Source organism: Candidatus Poriferisocius sp. (assembly GCF_965204015.1).
GTDB lineage: Bacteria > Actinomycetota > Acidimicrobiia > Acidimicrobiales > Bin134 > Poriferisocius.
In genome coordinates this window covers 855,317-872,071 of sequence record NZ_OZ241965.1, presented here as the reverse complement: position 1 = coordinate 872,071, position 16,755 = coordinate 855,317, and the positions used below count along the sequence as shown (strand labels likewise).

Genomic DNA, 16,755 nt, shown 5'->3' with positions numbered 1-16,755 from the left:
GCCTGGTTGCGCCGTGATGCTGTCCGCACCATACCGTTGCCGTCGTGGCCCATATCAATCAGCCAGACGGCCCCTTCCAGGCCATCGACCATCCGGCGGTGGCCGGCCGGGAGCGGGAGCTGCGGGCGCTGGCCGACGCGGTGCGCCGACTGGTGGCCGCCACCGTCACCAACACCGCCTCACCAGCCGACACGGCTGCGCTAGCCGACGAGGCCAACGCCCTGGCCGACCGCATCGAAGCCCATGTGCCCGCCGATCCTCCGCCCCGCTTCGGCCCCGGAGGGATTGAGATGGAGGGCCCGCCCATCACCCACCTGCGAGCCCCCTTTGACTATGTAACCGGCATCTGCAACCCCGCGGCGGTGCCGGTGGAGATGGTGGTGGACATGGAGTCCGACCCGCCCAAGACCCGGGGTCGGGCGGTGTTCACCACCGTGTACGAGGGCCCTCCCGGCTGTGTCCACGGGGCGGCTATCGCTGCGGCTTTCGACATGGTCTTCACCAGCGCCTGCTCTACCCGAAACGCCAGCGGTCCCACAATGATGCTGTCGGTGCGCTACAAGCGCCCCACCCTGCTCAACATGGAGACCCTGTTCGAGGGGTGGGTGGAGACCTTCGACGGCACCATCACCGAGGTCAAGGGCCACGCCCTCCAAGACGGCCAGGTAACCGCGGTGGCCGAGGGCGTTTTCCGCCACCTCGACCGCGAGACGCTTAACCAGTTGGCCCAGCGGGGGTGAACTCTGCGGGCAAGTGCTTGATGCCGTGGATGAACGCCGACGACAACGGGTCGGGCTCCCCGGTGGCCCGGATGTCACCGATGCGCTCGAAGATCTCGCGGAACATCACCTTGATCTCCCGGCGGGCCAGGTGGGCGCCGAGGCAGAAGTGCGGTCCGGGTCCGCCGTAGCCGATATGGGGGTTCGGGTCGCGTAGCACGTTGAAGGCCAGCGGGTCGTCGAACACCGATTCGTCCCGGTTGGCGCATAGGTAGTTCATGACCACCATGTCGCCCTCGTCGATCTTCTGGCCTTCCAGCTCGGTTTCGCTCAGCACCGTGCGGCGCATGTAGGTGACCGGGCTGGCCAAGCGAACGATCTCCTCCACCGCGCTGTGGGCCACTCCCTCGAAATCGTCGGTCCAGATCTTGCGCTGGTCGGGGTGGTCGGTGAGAAACACCAGGCCCCAGCTGATGGCATTGCGTGTGGTCTCGTTGCCGGCCACCACCAACAGGATGAAGAAGCTGGCCAGCTCGGCCCGGGTGAGCCGCTCGCCGTCCACCTCGGCATTTACCAAAACGCTGGTCAGGTCGCCGGTGTCCACTCCCACTTTCGACTCGGCCACCTCGTCCATCAGCTTCGACAGTGCCTCGCCGGCCATGAGAATGGCGGTGACGAAGTCGCCGAATTCCGGAACGTACTCGTCGTCGGCCGCCCCCAGGATCACGTTCGACTGGTCGAAAACGAAGTCGTGCTCCGACGCCGGGATCCCCATCAGGTCGCACACGATGCGAAGCGGCAGTCGGGCGGCCACGTCGGTGACGAAGTCGCATTCGCCCCGTTCGCACACCTCGTCCACGATCAGACGGGCCTGGTCCTGCACTGAGTCTTCTAATCGGGCCAGCATCCGCGGCGTGAACCCCGCCGAGACGATCTTTCTCAGCCGGGCGTGGCGGGGGTCGTCCATGGCGATGATCGAGTTGAAGTATTCGTTGAACTCCGGCGGGAAATCGTTGATGGTGATGCCCGACGACGAGGAGTAGACCTGCGGGTTGCGCGATACCTCCAAAATGGACGAATGCCGGGTGATGAACCAGGCCCCCGGCGTATCCACGCTCTGAAGATCACCGGTGAATTCGAACCCGGGATAGAACGTGAGCGGTTGAGAGCACACCCGCTTCAAGTCGTCGTCCACCACCCGGCGATCCCGCCGCCAAAAGGCGTTGTGCAGCGGATTGTGCGGGTCCGCCTCAGTCGCAGGCGGTGGCTTGGTGAAGGAGCCAGTTGCGGCTTCCGATTCGGTTGGCACAGCGGTCATGGAAGCAATCTAGCGGTCCAAGTCGATCGGGTACGGGTAGCTGATGCGGTGCAGCCTCCGTTCCCATGGTTCTTATTGGAAGGACACGAACTCTGGGGTGGGGGTGAGTTCCAGTACTTGTTCTGGGGTGGCGTTGGGGTGGTCTTCGTCGTAGAAGTTCTTCCAGCCCCAGTGGAACTGCTCAGCATCGGGTGGGCCGGTCAATGTGCCCCAGGAGGCGTACTTGGCCCTCATGGAGCCCTGGCCGTCCATTTGGATCAGAACCGCTAGCTCGGGGGGAGTGTCGATGAGCCCGCGGTTGGTGATCATGGCGGTTTGGAACTGGTGGACGATCAGCAGCTTCTGGGGGAGGGCGTTCTCGCGGACAATCCCGGCCAGCCAAGCCACCACCCGGTTGACCTCGGCTGCGTCCACAGTGCCGACCTGTTCCAAGTGGACCTGGTGGGGCTTGAGCCTCCACTCCGGATCGAGGGCGAGTCCCACGTGGGGGAGGCGGAGGAATTCCTCGTAGACCATCGCCTGGGTCAAAAAGTCGGTTCGCCCCGGCTGGAGGTCGAGCACCACGTACATGTTGTTGGCGGCCGCAGTCTCGATCCAGGGCCTGATCGTGTCCCGGGCGGTCATGGCCGAATAGTCGCCGTCGCCGCCCGGGCCGGCCGACGCAACGGTGGCGATGATCTCGAAAGTGGGCAATATCACCGAACCGTCGGCGCTGTAGCCAGCGGCAACGGAACGGAGGCGCTCGACCCCTGCGTCGGGGCCCTGTTCTCCCAGCACTCCAAGGCTCGAGGTGGATGGATGGCCGTAGAGGGCCACCAAGCGGCGGTCAAAGCCTGCCTCGAACATGAGCAGGCCACCTCCGGGGATCTGATGGCCCCGGCGAATTACTTCCAACTGCCAAGCAGTGTCGTCGCCCAGTCCCGGGCCTAATTCCACCTCAGCGGCGTAGGAGATCGTCTCCCTGGCCTCAAAGGGGAGGGCCCGCAGATCGCCGGTCGCCACGATCACCGGCTCACCAGTTTGGTAGCCGAGGTCCGTCAATTGCGTGTTCGACACGCCGTTGCCAACCAGCCACACCCGGCCCGGGGTTGTCTCGGGGGGCGAGAGCGTGTCCTGTTTATCGGCCCCAACCTGGTCAAGGCTGGAATCGGCCAAGGCAGACCCAGAGGCGTTTCGGATCCCCGGCGAATTGAGCGCGGTCTCAAGTCCAGCCGCTGAGACGATCCCCCGCGTCGCGGCCGCCGGTATTACGGCAACGGACGACGTTGCACCAGGATCTTGGGAAGCGGCGTCTTCGGCTGGGAGAGAGGCGTATGTACTGGATACTGCCTTCCCAACCGGCAGGCACGACGATGCGATTGCGGCCAGCGCAACAAGACCGGCGAACCCGGCCGCCAACCCAATGAACCCGGCCGCCCGGCGACCCGCTGAGCGCTTGGAATTGTCGGTTCGGCCTTCTGCTGGGCGATCCAAACCGCCGGGGTTCGGACGGAGGCGAGTTCGCAACGGGGGCTCCTTGAGATTCCATCAGGCCTTGGCGCCATATCAGCGCCATGCCTGTCTTGAAATCCGCATGCCCTGGTCCGAACCCGACTGGTCGGATAAGAACCCCCTACAAAGCGGCAGCCCACATGCTAGCGGAGCAACCGCCCCTATCGGGCCATTTGCAACATTTCGATGAGAGGGCCGGCTAAACCGGCTCGCCCTACTTCAGCGAGAAGGGGGGATAGCGGTCGGTGATGAGCAGCCACATGTAGGCCCAGACCCGCAGTCCCCAGCGGTTGACACCCACCACATAGTCGAAGAGGCCGCGTGGGTATCGGCCGGTGAGGATGATCGCGAACCAAGCGATGACCACGCTTATGAGGGCTCCGATCCCCAAGATGACGAGAACGATGTAGTGCGGGATAGCGAGGATCCATTTGACTATCGGCAGCCAGCGATTCAGGTCGCGGGATGCGTCGGGATAGTCCAAGTCGAGGCGGACGGCCTGTTGTTCGTCAGTTGAGGGATAGTCCTCTCGCAGCAGTCCCACGTAGGCCCCCACACGAGCCGTGAATCTCGTGAGTTCGAGGTTCCAGTCGAACCACCACCGCGGATACTTCTGGCGGAACAGGATCATCAGCAGGGTGGGAAGGAACAGCGCGCCTCCGACCAACTCCCGCCAGCCCTCGCTGTCTTCCAGCCCGATGCCGGCGAACTGGCCGGTGACCAGTCCGGCCACGATCGCAATGGGGATGAACAACACGATTCGGAAGAGCGTTTTCACCCGACTGAGACCCGCTTCGGGGTACTCGACATCTAGTCGTGCCGGGTAGCTGGCTTGGGTTCCGCCTGCCATGTCTTGTACGTCGGACATGTCTGCCTCCTAAAGCGTCAGCCAATTGAGGACGGTCCGCTGTCCGTTCTCAGTGGCCCGCCTCAAGCTGCCAGTGACGGTAACAGACAGGGCTCAGTCCAGCCGCGAGAAACCTGCGAGCCAAGGCTCGGCGTCGCTGAATTAGCTGCGGACTGGGGTGCGCCAGTTGAAGGGGTCGGATGCGGCGCCGGTCTGGATGTCGGTGAGGGCTTGGCGCAGGCGCAAAGTGTTGGGGCCGGGCTGGCCGTCGCCAATGGTGAGGGTCTTGCCCGAGTGGAGGATGGTGCCCACAGGTGCGATGCCGGCGGCGGTGCCCGACAGGAAGGCCTCGCCCCGCTCGGCCCAGTCGATGAGCTCCTCGGGGTCGATGGCGCGTTCTTCCACGTCGTACCCGAAGTGGCGGGCGAGCTGGATCACTGAGTCCCGGGTCACGCCGTGGAGGAACGACTCGTCGAGGTGCCGGGTAACGATGCGCTCGTCGTCGGCCAGGAAGAAATTCGAGGCGCCGGTCTCAGTGATGTCGCCGTCGCTGGCGAACAGCACCTGGTCGACGGCCTCGTTGGCGGCCATCGCGTCCAGCGTGGAACCCAGGGCCATGGCGTAGTTGGCCGCGCACTTCACCATTCCGAACTGGGGCACGGTACGGGGTGTGGACGACTCAACTTGCAGTGTAAGGGGCCGGATGCCTCCCTTGAAGTAGTCGCCCACCGGGGAATTGACCACGAACAACAGCGCCGAGGGGGCGGGATGGGCAGCGGCGCCGATGTCGGCCCCGGTGCCCACCAGCGTCGGGCGGATATAGAGCGACCCCGGCGGGTGGGGGACCTCGTCGGCGTTGGCCGCAACTGCGTCAATGGTCATCTGCCGCAGCATGCTGGGATCGATCTCGGGCAGCCGCAGACAGGCGGCGCTGGTGACCATGCGGGCCACATGGCTGTCCAGCCGGAAGATGGCCACCGACCCGTCAACCTGGCGATGGGCCTTCAATCCCTCGAACACCGAGCTCCCGTAGTGCAGCACGTGAGCCGCCGGACTCAAGCTCAAGTCCCCGAACGGCTCCGGAGCCCCGCCATAGACAAGCGGCCCGCCATCAGTCCGAGCCGTCGTCATCCAGTCGCAGAAAACGGTCCCGAACGGGACGGTGAGGGGGTCGGGCTTGGCGGTCATACAGGCTCTCCTTCGGCCAGGGGGATGGTATAGCCCACTCCTTCAAGCGGTTGGAGGATTTGCGGATCTATAGGAATGTCGCCTTCCTGCCAGCCACCGCATTAGTCCAGTAGTGCCCCCTGCTCACCTTGGACCAGCACATGCTGTCGTGGGATGGCCCGGCGAATTGCATCGATGCCTCCCGGTGATCACAAGAGCCCCTTCATTCGTCGGCACCGTATTCGGGCCATCGGCAAACGCAGTGGGGCCCGGGTCCAAGCATCCGCAGATCAACCCAAGATGACGGCTTGGCGGCCTTCGGCGGTGAGGGCTTCTTGGAGGGGAGGGGAGGGGGTGAGCAGGTAGACGTCAGCGTTCAGGTGCAGTGCGGCAGCTAGCGCTTCAACCGACAGCAGGTTGAGCAGGCGGTGGCGGCTGCGCAGCCGGCCGATCAGTGGGGCCAGGGTTCGCAGGCTCACCAGTCCGATCTCGTCGGGAAGCTCGAGCAGCGAATGCAGCGCTCGGGGGATGAGCTTGGGGGGCAATTCGGCGAACGAGCCGGAGAGCGTCCCGCTAACCGTTGAGCTCAGTGCTGCCTGGCAGAGCCGCACATACCAGCAGCCGGTGGTGTAGACGGGCTGGCCGGGGTCTAGTGGGGCTCCCCCTTGCAGCACGCCGGCGAGCACCCTGTCGTCGACGAGTTGGGTCACTCGCTGGCCAGCTCGGGGTCGCCGAAGCCGGCTGCGGCCTGCTCCCAGATGTCGTCGGTGATGGCGGCGAGCAGCTCAGCCCGCAGCCTTTCGACGTTGCCCGGTATCAGCAGGAGTGCGCCGCCCAGATGCAGGTAGCCGACCTCGCCCCCTTCGTCGAGACCCCAGTGGTGGCGAGCCGTCGCCGGAAGGCTCATCTGCCCCCGAGACGACACCTTCAACGTTCCAGTGCTTGACATGCGAACAGTCTACAAGGCAACATGCAATTCTGCCTTGTAAACGGGCAAAGCCGACTTTGAAATTGGGGGATTCAAAGGCTCGGGGCTCTGAGAGACTGGGGGTTGTGACTGTCCCGTTCACAACGATTGCCGGGGAGCGCGTGCTGTTGCGACCGTTTCGAATCGAGGACGCGGTTGACATCGTCAAGTCGTGCCAGGACCCGGACATTCCCCGATTCACGATGATGCCGGAAGCGATGTCTGAAGCGCAGGCTCAAGAGTGGATTGAGCAACGGCTGGCACGGTGGGAACAGGGCCTTTTTGCATTCGCGATCACTTTGCCTCCCTCGGATCGCTGCATCGGTCAGATGGGCATCCTGCTTGAGCCCCAATTCCGGCGGGGGGAGGCTTTCTATTGGCTCGACAGGCAGCACCGGGGCCAAGGAATCGCCTCCCAAGCCCTCAATCTGATCACCGACTGGGCATTCTCCGAGCACGACCTGGCCCGGGTTCATCTGGTGACCCATGTCAACAATCCAGCGTCCCAACGGGTGGCCGAACGCTGCGGCTATCAGCGTGAAGGCGTGCTACGGGCGTGGGAGCCGGTCAAAGACGACCAACCCGATGTCGTGATGTGGAGTCGATTGCCAGAGGATTGACCGGCGCCAGATGGCGCTGGAAGCTGTCCCGTTAGCCTTGTGGTGTGGGGAGCGAGCCCGGTGAGGGAGAAGTAGTCGCCGGGAGGGTGACCGAGTTTGTCCGGGTCGGCGACGAGGTGGTGCGCCCGGCCACTCCCAACTCGGAGTCAATGATGCAACTGCTCGCGCATCTGGAGGAACACGGCTTCGGGGGTGCTCCTCGGGTGGTGGGTTCACAGCCTGATGGCGCAGTAAGGCTGACGTGGATTGAGGGTTGGGTGCCAGACGAGGCCGAGGGGTGGAAGCTCGGTGCTGGGGCGCTGGAGTCAGTGGGCAGGCTGCTGCGTGAGTATCACGAAAACGTGAGGGGCTTTGCTCCTAGGGCTGGCTTCGAAGAGGGCCTCCAGGTTGTGGCTGAGGGTGACATCGTCTGCCACGGCGACATCGCCCCCCGCAACACCGTCTTCAGAGACGGGCGGGCGGTGGCGTTCATCGATTGGGACGGAATTTGGGTCGCCCCAGCTCTGTGGGACCTCGGCCATGCCCTGTGGCAGTTCGCCCCCGTGTGCGATGACGACGACCTTTGGCTCCAGCAGTGGCCGGACCAGCCCAACCGAGCAGCCCGCATCACTGCCCTCGTGCGCGGCTACTGCCCAACCCCCTATGAAGCACAGCAGCTTCCCGAGATGGTCGTCGAAGTAATCGCTGGATGCCACCGCAGCGTGGTTCGCAAAGTCGCCGCCGGAATCCCGGCATTCGTCCGCATGGAACGAGAAGGCACCCTCAGCGTTCTGGCCAGCCAACTCCAAGCCGCCCAGCGACTAAGCCCCCTCATACAGGAAGCCGCACTCGCCGGAGCTGCATGAGATGGAGTAGGCAGCAACGAACAGTTGCCTAGAGGCCGTCAGGATTCGGCAGTGCGGCTTTGGGGCAACTGCGGATTCACGATAGGCCCACGGCCAGGATGGTGCCCAAGATCGGTACGGCCAACCCCAACATGGTGAACACCATTGTGCGGGTCTGCCTGGCGAACTGGAGGGCCATTTCACTCCGCACGCTTTTGAATTCCGCTGCGGTCTCGGTGCGAAGGCTGTGCAACTCGCCATAAACCTTGGCAAACTCGGCTGCGGTCTCGGTGCGAAGGCTGTGCAACTCGCCATAAACCTTGGCAAACTCGGCTGCGGTCTCGGTGCGAAGGCTGTGCAGTTCTCTATAGACCTTGGAGAACTCAGAGCGCATCTCGCTGCCGAGCCGCTGTTCGCTGGCCGCGAGGTCGCTTTTGGTGGCGAGTTGTTCCCAGTAGACGGGGGGCAGACTGTCCATCAAGGTGTTTGCCTCCTCCTCTCCCAGTACCTCGCACAGGCGGTTCAAAAGAGCCAACCGCTGGCCCTCGCTGATCGGTCCACTAGCAGGCATAGCTAGCTTCCTCGGCTTTCTAGTGAAATTGGAGGAGGACTGATCCACGTCCTCGAGTGGCTACCTAAACCTTAACGCCCAACGCCACTCGCAACAACCACCTAACTGGCCCCTACACCCTCAGGAAGCAGTTCCTTCGATGGCGCGCTCTACCAGTCCAAGTAGAGCGATGAAGGATCGGGGCCACAATCGACGTACCAGCGCACTGTCGTGGCTAGGGCGTCGCGGGGGTCGGGCCGGTCCGGTGGGATGCCCAGCACCTCCCGCAGCCTTACGTCAGACACCAACAGAGGACTCGTCACCCGCCACGGATGGCCCGCATCGTCGAAGGAAACCACTTTGGGCTCCCACTCCCAGTCCAGCAATCGACCAATCTCGGCAGCCAATCCGGCGTAGGTCCAGTCGTAGGGGTCAACCACGTTGCACGCCCATGGGTGGGGCACTTCAGGGATTGGAGTCGTTACCGCCGCCACGAGAGCTTGGGCGACTCGTTCAACCGCAACCCGATGGAAGATCTGGACTCCCGCCGCCGGCAGTTTCAGCTCTTTCCTCTTCTCCATCGCTCGCCGGACGAGAGGCCACTCCCGGCACAGATAGTCCCCGGGCCCGTAGATCGCACCGGGCCGAAGGATGACAACCGTTCCTGAGAACTCAGCAACGGCGTCCTCCATTGCCACGTTGTCATGGCCCGAAACAGCCCCTGGGTAAGGCTCAGTGCGTCGGGGCGAGTCTTCGGAAATCGGCAGGGGAGTCGGAGGCAGCAGCTTCCGACCAGAACCATCCCCAAGACCCGCATCCACATACGCCTGATACACGTCACACGAGCTGACGACCACCAGCCGCTCAGCCCCACAGCGAGCCGCAGCATCGACCAACTGCTCTCCCTTGGCTGCCGTCGCGCCCCCGCCAAACGTGTCGATGATCACTTCCGGCCCAAACCGCTCAACCGGCCCACCCTCGGCAAGCAGATCCTCGCGGTCTCCAAGGCAATGCTCCACCACATCAAAAGCAACATCCGGCTCAAGCTCGTGAACCCCCCGGTGCGCCACAAGAACCTCGTGCCCCGTCCCCACAAGCTCCCAAACCGCAGCAGCACCCACAAACCGAGTGCCGCCCATGACAGCAACGCGCTTCGCCATCCGCAGACTCTCCCAATCACGAAGGCCGAAACAAGGCAATGGCAGGCTGTTGAGGTTCAGGCGACGGCTGCTCGATAGGCGGCAAAAGTGTCTCCAGGTAGCGGATGGTGGAGTTTCCAGGTGATCTGGATCGGTCGTTCGGACTGGTGTTCGACATAGGAGGCAGTACCGGCACAGAAATACGGGGTCGTACGGCCGGAGAGTCCTCTCTTTGCGGTACGGACAAATAGCGCGATTGTTCGGTCGCGGGATGTGTGGTGGATGTAGTTCTGCCCCCGTTCGCTCGCGACCGTGTCCTTGGCCTGGCTCTCCCAGTGAAAGAGGTGCTCAGAGATGGCGTAGTCGAGGTACCTGGTTGTGGGGGAATAGTCCTTGGCGGCCTTTTGAAGGGTGATGAATAGCAAGTCGGTTCGGGTGGGTTCATGCCAGTAGACCCCAGTTTGGAGAGGGAGTGGACTGGAAACGGTCGAAGCGCCGAAAGCAGCCAAAATCTCTTCGCGGGTATAGCTGGCGTGTATTTGAAGCGGGACCGGGTGCAGGAGGCCGAGAGGCCGGTGCAGATGGACAATCTGGTCTTCGAGGAGTGGGAAGACTTCAAGTAGCTCTTGTCGAAGCCCTTCATGTAGCCACAGTTCCGCTGCAGCTTCGTCCAAATTGGAATAGACGCCCTTGTGGGAACCCAGCACGGTCAGAAGGAGCCCTTGGAATTGATGCCGAGTTCGCTCGTCTAGCTCGGCTTCCAAAGGCGCTTGACCGCTGGAAAGGAGACTGGTGTAAGCGTCGATCCGCTCCTGATCGTCAAGGTGCAAGAGGCGTGCCACACCTCTACCGACCAGGGCTTCCCCTTCGGAAGCGGGCTTAGCATCGATGCCTGCGGCGCGGCGGAGCTCGGTCCATGTGCGGTTGCCGCGGTAGATGTCGTCGAGTTCGAGGCCCGTTTCATACAGATAGTTGGCGAGTGTCGTGTCACCGAGATCACGAAGCTCCCCAACACGCTGCCTCCACGTTGTGGGTAGCGCCTTTCGGACATTGTCAAGGACGATTTTCCGAGTGACGTGGTCGAGGTCAATATGGCACCCAGCCGGCAGGAATGGGAACCCCTGCTCAATGTCGGACACCAATTCGCGACGAGTCCGTCCGAGCATGTGCCGATAGCGAAGGTCGAAGCGGAACTCTTTGGTCTGGTGGCCAACAAAGTCCAAAACGGTTAGAACGTCCTTGTCGTCTGTGCGCCGAAGCCCACGGCCAAGTTGCTGTAGGAAGATTGTGGCGCTCTCCGTCGGACGCAGCATCAGCACTACATCGATAGCTGGAACATCTACACCTTCATTGAACAGGTCCACGGTGAACAGCGCCTGGACCCTGCCACCCTTGAGGTCTGCTAGAGCCTTGCGACGCTCTTCGTCGCGTGTCCGAGATGTGATGGCAAGCGAGGTGATTCCCGCTCGATTGAACCGGTCTGCCATGAAGTTGGCGTGATCAATACTGACGCAGAATCCGAGCGCCCTCATCTCGGAGGGATTCCCAACCTTTTCGCGAACGGCCTCAAGAATCTTTGAAGTCCGTAGATCAGTTGCTGTGTAGAGGTTCGTCAACTGCTTGACGTCGTAGCCTGTGCCGCGCCGCCAAGCGACGTTGGCGAGATCGGTAGCGTCGTGGACTCCGAAGTAGTGAAATGGCGAGAGTAGACCCTGTTCGAGTGCGTCCCAGAGGCGCAATTCTATGGCGATACGGTCATCGAACCAGCTAAGCACGTCTAGCCCATCAGCTCGTTCGGGTGTAGCAGTAAGGCCGAGTAGGTGCTTGGGACTCAGACGGTTAAGCAGCGCCTCATAACTAGCCGCAGCTGAGTGATGAAATTCGTCGACGATCACGACGTCGAACTGGTCTGAGTCGAGGGAGGCGGCGTCATTGGCGGTGATGGACTGGATTGAGGCGAAGACGTATTCCCATCGGGTTGGCCGGTTGCCACCCACCCAAAGCTCTCCAAAGTCGCCCTCGCGCAAGACATGCTTGAAAATGTTCAGGCTCTGTCTAATGATTTCATCGCGGTGGGCGACGAAGAGCAGTCGAGATCGCCCAAGTTCTGCTCTCAACTGGCGGTAATCAAGGGCCGCAATGATCGTCTTGCCAGTACCTGTGGCAGCGGCAACAAGATTGTGTGGGTAGCCGCGTTTTCGCTCGACTTGGAGCCGCTCAAGGATCTGGCGCTGAAACGGGTATGGCTGGATTTCAAATGGTGTGAGGTCCAGCTCATCCGATCTGGTGTCTGTCGTAGCTTGAGCAAAGCGCTCCGGGTCAAACTCTTCGAAATGCGGATCAGCCCAGTACGTCGCAAATGTGCGCTCGAAGGCAGAGATCAACTCGGGGTTTAGGCGCTGGGAAGCCCTTACGTTCCACTCGAGGCCTGTGACCTGTGCCGAGAACGTGAGGTTCGACGAGCCGATGTAAATCGTCGAAAAGCCGCTCTTTCGGTGAAACATCCAGGCCTTGGCATGAAGTCGGGTGGTGGAGGTGTCATAGGAGACCTTGACCTGGGCCCCGAGATCTGCGAGAGCTTGAAGCGCCCTCAGTTCAGTGCTTCCTGTGTAAGTAGTAGTAATGACCCGAAATTGTTTGCCGGCTTCTACATGGCGACGGAGGTGAGGGACTAGGTGGCGGATTCCAGTCCAACGGATGAACGCGAGGACAAGATCGATCCTGTCGGCTGAATCGATTTCCGCTTCGATCTCGCTACCAACCGAAGGTTCGTCACGAGCGTTGGTCATCAGCACCGTGTCACGAAGTGGTGTAAGAGGGCGGCTGATGGATATGGGCTTGCGAGTTGGATCGAGTCGCTCTATTGCCGCCAATCGTTCGAGGGGTGGCGAAAGTGCACGGTCAGCTTCCAGGGAGTCAGGTTGAACGGTTGTGATCGCAGAAAGAACTGACTGAGAGAGGTGCACTGCGGCCTCAGTGCGGTCGTCTGCACTGACTGTGGCCAGAGCATCGGCTACCCAACGGCCAACGAGTTCTCCGACTCGATCAGGCAGCTCTGCGGGGTCTGCATCCTGGAGGCTGGCCGCCAGGCGCTTGGGGGTGAGGCTGTCGAGGCTCTGACGGAGCAAGCCGTCAATGAGTTGGTCATAAAGACCGGGTGCCAAGTCCGCCATCACATCATGTATCTAGCAGGCGAGAAACGAGGCTCTTTCCTGTTCGGGGTAGCCCTGGAAGCTCCAAGCCGCCAACGGTCAAGTGACGCTAGACCAGGGTTGAGAGGTTTTGGTCGGGGGCGGGGCCGGGGTTGACTTTTTTGCCGGGGGTCCAGGCGACGGGGAGGTGCTTGACGCCGCCGATGAAGTTGGATCGGAGCCATTCCGGCTCGCCCACTCGGTGGATGTCGGGCACCCGCTCGATGATCTCCTGGAAGATGAGGCGCAGCTCCATTTTGGCCAGGTTGGCGCCTAGGCAGTAGTGGGCCCCGCCGCCGCCGAAGGAGATCTGCTCGTTGGGGGTGCGGTTCACGTCGAAGGTGAACGGGTCGTCGAACACTTCTTCATCCCGGTTGGCCGAGATGTGCCACATGACGATCTTGTCGTTCTTGTCGATGTGCTGGCCCCTGATCTCGGTGTCCTCGGTGGCGGTGCGGCGGAAGTGCAGCACGGGGGTGGACCACCGCAGGATCTCGTCGATATGGGTGTCGGTCACCCCGTCGGAGGAGTTCTTCATGATGTCGAACTGCTCGGGGTGGTCCATGAGCGCCAGCATCCCTTGGGCGGTGGCGTTGCGGGTGGTCTCGTTGCCGGCCACGGTGAGCAGCAGCATGAACATGTCGAATTCCAGATCGGTGAGCCGGTCGCCGTCGATCTCCGCGTTGATGAGCTTGGTGACGATGTCGTCGCGGGGGTTTTCCGCCCGGTCTTTGGCTAGCTGGTTGGTGTAGGCGTACAGCTCCGCACCGGCCGAGAGGCTGCTTTCGCGGTCCTCGACGTACTCGGGGTCGTCGACGCCGATCAAGCGGTTGGACCAGTCGAACAGCTTCATGCGGTCTTCTTGGGGGACGCCCATGATCTCGGCGATGGCTTGGAGCGGGAGCTCAGAAGCCAGGTCGACCACGAAGTCGGCCTCGCCCTTCTCGATCACGTTGTCGACGATCAAGATGGCTCGGTGGCGCAGATACTGCTCGATGAGGCCGATCATGCGGGGGGTGAAGCCCTTGTTCACCAGCCGGCGGTAGCGGGTGTGCTTGGGCGGATCGGTGGTGAGCATCATCACCCCCCGGGAGTCGGGCGCCTCGTTGTCCCAGGTGCCCGGGTCGGGGATGGAGGTGCCGCCCAGCTCTGAGGAGAAGCGCTCGGTGTCGCGGTTCACCTCCACCAGGTCGGCATGCTTGACCACGTTCCAGAACGCCGGCCCTCTGGGGTCTTGGTGCAGGAAAACAGGGCATTGCTCCCGCAGCACCTTGAACATCTCGTGGTGCTCCTGGCGCACGAATCGGTCGGGGTCGAGGAGGTTGACTTCGGTGAGCTTCACAGTGCTTTCCTTTGCTGTGATCGTTTGCCGAGTGTCGGCCAGTGTACGGGACTTCCTGATGCGACAAGATACCGGGGTGCAAACCGACCGGGAAACAGTGAGACCGCGATGACGGCAGGGGCTGAGCAAGGCGCTGATCGAGCCGGAGGCGGGAGCGTTGGCGAGGGCGTCCACACGCAAGCCTCAATGCTGGACGGCATCCGGGTGGTGGACTTCTCCACCGGGGTGCCCGGCCCGTATGTCACCAAGCTCTTGGCCGACGCCGGGGCCGACGTGATCAAGGTGGAGGGGCTCGACGGCGACCCGGTGCGGCGCTGGTCGGCCACTCGGGCCGAGTTTGAGGGCGACAGCGCGCTCTTCCAGTTGCTCAACGCCTCCAAGCGGGGCGTTGTCGGCCAGCCGGGCGATGCTGAAATCGAGGAACTGGTGGCCACCGCCGATGTGGTGGTGGAGTCATTCCCGGCCGGGTCGGTATTGGGCCGGGCCTGGGCCGACCAGCACTCGCATTTGGTGGTGCTGTCGGTCACGCCCTACGGGCAGGACGGGCCGCTGGTGTCCCACCCGTCCACCGAGTACACCGTGCAGGCCCAGTGCGGGGCCATCGCCTGTCGGGGGCGACCCGACCAGCCCCCGATCCACGCCGGTGGGGGCATTGCAGAGTGGACCGCCGGGGCCTACGCCGGTCCTGCGGTGCTCTCCGCACTGTTGCGGGCCCGGCGCACCGGACGGGGCGAGCACATCGACCTGGCGGTGGCCGACGTGATGGGCATCGCCGCCACCACGTTCAGCGACCTGGCCCACTCCATGCGGGGCGGCGGCCACGACTTCGACCGGGTGGCGCGGTCGGTGGAGGCGCCCTCCATCGAGCCTGCCCTCGACGGCTGGGTGGGGTTCAACACCAACACCGCGCTCCAGTACCAGGGCTTCGTGCTGATGATCGAGCGCCCCGACCTGATTGACACCGAGTGGAGCCAGATCGGGGAGCGGGCCGGCCGCCTGGACGAGTGGAATGCCATGGTCCACCCGTGGACCTCTCGCCACACCGTGGCCGAGATCATCAAGGCGGCGTCTGATCTGCGGGTGCCGGTGGCCGAGGTCAACGACGGTCGCAGCGTGCTCGACAACGAGCAGTTCGCTGCCCGGGGGGTGTTCGTGCGCAACCCCGGCGGGTTCCTTCAGCCCCGGCCGCCCTACCTGATGGACGACGGCGGCGAGCGACGGCCGGCGACGCCCGCTCCCGCGCTGGGCGAGCACACCGGCACGGTGGAAGCCCGCCCGCGGCCCGTGGTGTCGTCTCTCGAGGCCGATTCCGACAGCTCTCCTGATCTACCGCTAGCTGGCGTCAGGGTGTTGGACCTCACCAGCTGGTGGGCCGGGCCGTCGGCCACCGGCACGCTGGCCATGCTGGGGGCCGATGTGCTCCACATCGAGTCCACCGGCCATCCCGACGGCATGCGGATGACCGGGTTCATGTTCGGCACCGAGGACTGGTGGGAGTGGAGCTCGATGTTCGTGGCCATCAACCACAACAAGCGGGGCCTGACCCTCGACTTGGACACCGAGGCGGGCATGGATCTCCTGTGGAAGCTCATCGAGAGCGCCGACGTGGTGATCGAGAACTTCTCCCCCCGGGTGGTGGAGAAGTGGGGCCTGAGCTGGGAGGCCGTCTCGGCCCGTAACCCCCAGGCGGTGTTCACCCGGATGCCCGCGTTCGGTTTGAGCGGGCCGTGGCGGGAGCGGGTGGGGTTCGCCCAGACCATGGAGCAGCTCACCGGCATGGCCTGGGTCACTGGCCACCCCTACGACCAGCCCCGCATCATGCGGGGCCCGTGTGATCCCATCGCCGGGATGCACGGGGCCTATGCCGCGATCTTGGGCTTGGCCGTACGGGAGCGCACCGGGCGGGGGGTGTTCGTGGAGTCCACCATGGTGGAGGCCGCGCTCAACTGCTCGGCCGAGCAGATCGTGGAGTACACCGCCTACGGCAACGTGATGGAGCGGGCTGGCAACCGGAGTCCCTACGCCGCACCTCAGGGCCTGTATCCCTGCCAGGGCTACGAGCAATGGCTGGCGCTGGCCGTAGCTACCGACGAGCAATGGCAGGCGCTGGTGGAGGTGCTCGGGTCGCCGGAGTGGGCCGACCGGCCCGAATACGCCACCGACGCCGGTCGTCGGGCGGGCCACGACGCCATCGACGAAGGGTTGTACGCCTGGGCCGCCGAGCAGGACCTCGAAGACGCGGTGGCCCGACTGGTGGGCGCCGGCGTGCCTGCCGCCCCGGCCTGGGATCCTCGGATCCAGCACGAGAACCCCCAGCTTGCCCATCGGGGGCTGTTCGAGATGGTCGAGCACCCGGCGGTGGGCACCAACCCCATGCCGGGAATGCCCTATCGGTTCGCCTCGGTGGACCGCTGGATCACCTCACCGTCGCCCACCCTGGGCCAGCACAACCACGAGATATTGGCCGAGCTAGGCGTGTCAGCCAATGAGATTGCCCAACTGGAAGCCGACGGCGTTATCGGCACCCGTCCGAAGGGCTTGTGAGCCCAAGCGCGAGCCCGTCCGGTGAAAGAATGAAGC

The 16,755-nt window shown here is 63.5% G+C and carries 14 protein-coding genes; 4 read left to right on the top strand and 10 right to left on the bottom strand.

Annotated features, from left to right (window positions below):
* Positions 1 to 44: 44 nt before the first annotated feature.
* A complete protein-coding gene (locus ACOGJC_RS04120) occupies positions 45 to 740 on the top strand; it encodes a PaaI family thioesterase (protein WP_419847241.1) in 696 nt (231 codons plus the stop codon).
* Here ACOGJC_RS04120 and ACOGJC_RS04115 read toward each other — a convergent pair.
* From ACOGJC_RS04115 to ACOGJC_RS04090, 6 genes are all read right to left on the bottom strand, one after another.
* Entirely contained in the window at positions 715 to 2,037 is a 1,323-nt protein-coding gene (locus tag ACOGJC_RS04115) for a cytochrome P450 (RefSeq protein ID WP_419847240.1), read from the bottom strand. The two genes, ACOGJC_RS04120 and ACOGJC_RS04115, sit on opposite strands and share 26 nt — an antisense overlap.
* A 72-nt stretch (positions 2,038 to 2,109) precedes the next feature.
* Entirely contained in the window at positions 2,110 to 3,093 is a 984-nt protein-coding gene (locus tag ACOGJC_RS04110; protein ID WP_419847239.1) for a hypothetical protein, read from the bottom strand.
* A 649-nt stretch (positions 3,094 to 3,742) separates the two neighbouring features.
* A complete protein-coding gene (locus tag ACOGJC_RS04105) occupies positions 3,743 to 4,396 on the bottom strand; it encodes a DUF4389 domain-containing protein (protein WP_419847238.1) in 654 nt (217 codons plus the stop codon).
* 141 nt (positions 4,397 to 4,537) lie between these two features.
* The gene (gene ilvE, locus ACOGJC_RS04100; RefSeq protein ID WP_419847237.1) at positions 4,538 to 5,563 is read right to left on the bottom strand and encodes a branched-chain-amino-acid transaminase; all 1,026 of its coding nucleotides are present in this window, start codon (positions 5,561 to 5,563) and stop codon (positions 4,538 to 4,540) included.
* Between the two features lie 269 nt (positions 5,564 to 5,832).
* Positions 5,833 to 6,252, bottom strand: a complete 420-nt coding sequence (locus ACOGJC_RS04095; RefSeq protein ID WP_419847236.1) for a hypothetical protein — start codon at positions 6,250 to 6,252, stop codon at positions 5,833 to 5,835.
* Positions 6,249 to 6,491: an AbrB/MazE/SpoVT family DNA-binding domain-containing protein gene (locus tag ACOGJC_RS04090; protein WP_419847235.1), complete on the bottom strand. Its 243-nt coding sequence runs from the start codon at positions 6,489 to 6,491 to the stop codon at positions 6,249 to 6,251. Before ACOGJC_RS04090 ends, ACOGJC_RS04095 begins: the two co-directional genes overlap by 4 nt.
* 104 nt (positions 6,492 to 6,595) lie before the next feature.
* On the opposite strand from ACOGJC_RS04090, the gene ACOGJC_RS04085 reads away from it, so the two are divergent.
* Together ACOGJC_RS04085 and ACOGJC_RS04080 are read left to right on the top strand one after the other, a co-directional pair.
* Positions 6,596 to 7,129: a GNAT family N-acetyltransferase gene (locus ACOGJC_RS04085; RefSeq protein WP_419847234.1), complete on the top strand. Its 534-nt coding sequence runs from the start codon at positions 6,596 to 6,598 to the stop codon at positions 7,127 to 7,129.
* A 44-nt stretch (positions 7,130 to 7,173) separates the two neighbouring features.
* Entirely contained in the window at positions 7,174 to 7,974 is an 801-nt protein-coding gene (locus ACOGJC_RS04080; protein ID WP_419847233.1) for a phosphotransferase, read from the top strand.
* 76 nt (positions 7,975 to 8,050) lie between these two features.
* Here the strand turns inward: ACOGJC_RS04080 and ACOGJC_RS04075 are convergent, their stop codons facing one another.
* The 4 genes from ACOGJC_RS04075 to ACOGJC_RS04060 form a co-directional block, all read right to left on the bottom strand.
* Positions 8,051 to 8,524 (bottom strand): hypothetical protein, encoded by a 474-nt coding sequence (locus ACOGJC_RS04075; protein ID WP_419847232.1) that lies wholly within the window; start codon positions 8,522 to 8,524, stop codon positions 8,051 to 8,053.
* Positions 8,525 to 8,673: 149 nt separating this feature from the next.
* Entirely contained in the window at positions 8,674 to 9,663 is a 990-nt protein-coding gene (locus tag ACOGJC_RS04070; protein WP_419847231.1) for an NAD-dependent epimerase/dehydratase family protein, read from the bottom strand.
* A 56-nt stretch (positions 9,664 to 9,719) separates the two neighbouring features.
* Positions 9,720 to 12,815 (bottom strand): DUF3427 domain-containing protein, encoded by a 3,096-nt coding sequence (locus ACOGJC_RS04065; protein WP_419847230.1) that lies wholly within the window; start codon positions 12,813 to 12,815, stop codon positions 9,720 to 9,722.
* 88 nt (positions 12,816 to 12,903) lie between these two features.
* Positions 12,904 to 14,175 (bottom strand): cytochrome P450, encoded by a 1,272-nt coding sequence (locus ACOGJC_RS04060; protein WP_419847229.1) that lies wholly within the window; start codon positions 14,173 to 14,175, stop codon positions 12,904 to 12,906.
* Between the two features lie 108 nt (positions 14,176 to 14,283).
* On the opposite strand from ACOGJC_RS04060, the gene ACOGJC_RS04055 reads away from it, so the two are divergent.
* Positions 14,284 to 16,719, top strand: coding sequence for a CaiB/BaiF CoA transferase family protein (locus ACOGJC_RS04055; protein WP_419847228.1), 2,436 nt, complete (start codon positions 14,284 to 14,286; stop codon positions 16,717 to 16,719).
* The last annotated feature ends 36 nt before the right edge of the window (positions 16,720 to 16,755 follow it).

Bases quoted from the DNA above. Each gene is read 5' to 3' on its own strand.
- ACOGJC_RS04055 (WP_419847228.1), top strand. From the start codon at position 14,284: ATGACGGCAGGGGCTGAGCAAGGCGCTGATCGAGCCGGAGGCGGGAGC.
- ACOGJC_RS04070 (WP_419847231.1), bottom strand. From the start codon at position 9,663: ATGGCGAAGCGCGTTGCTGTCATGGGCGGCACTCGGTTTGTGGGTGCT.
- ACOGJC_RS04105 (WP_419847238.1), bottom strand. From the start codon at position 4,396: ATGTCCGACGTACAAGACATGGCAGGCGGAACCCAAGCCAGCTACCCG.
- ACOGJC_RS04090 (WP_419847235.1), bottom strand. From the start codon at position 6,491: ATGTCAAGCACTGGAACGTTGAAGGTGTCGTCTCGGGGGCAGATGAGC.
- ilvE (WP_419847237.1), bottom strand. From the start codon at position 5,563: ATGACCGCCAAGCCCGACCCCCTCACCGTCCCGTTCGGGACCGTTTTC.
- ACOGJC_RS04115 (WP_419847240.1), bottom strand. From the start codon at position 2,037: ATGACCGCTGTGCCAACCGAATCGGAAGCCGCAACTGGCTCCTTCACC.
- ACOGJC_RS04075 (WP_419847232.1), bottom strand. From the start codon at position 8,524: ATGCCTGCTAGTGGACCGATCAGCGAGGGCCAGCGGTTGGCTCTTTTG.
- ACOGJC_RS04065 (WP_419847230.1), bottom strand. From the start codon at position 12,815: ATGGCGGACTTGGCACCCGGTCTTTATGACCAACTCATTGACGGCTTG.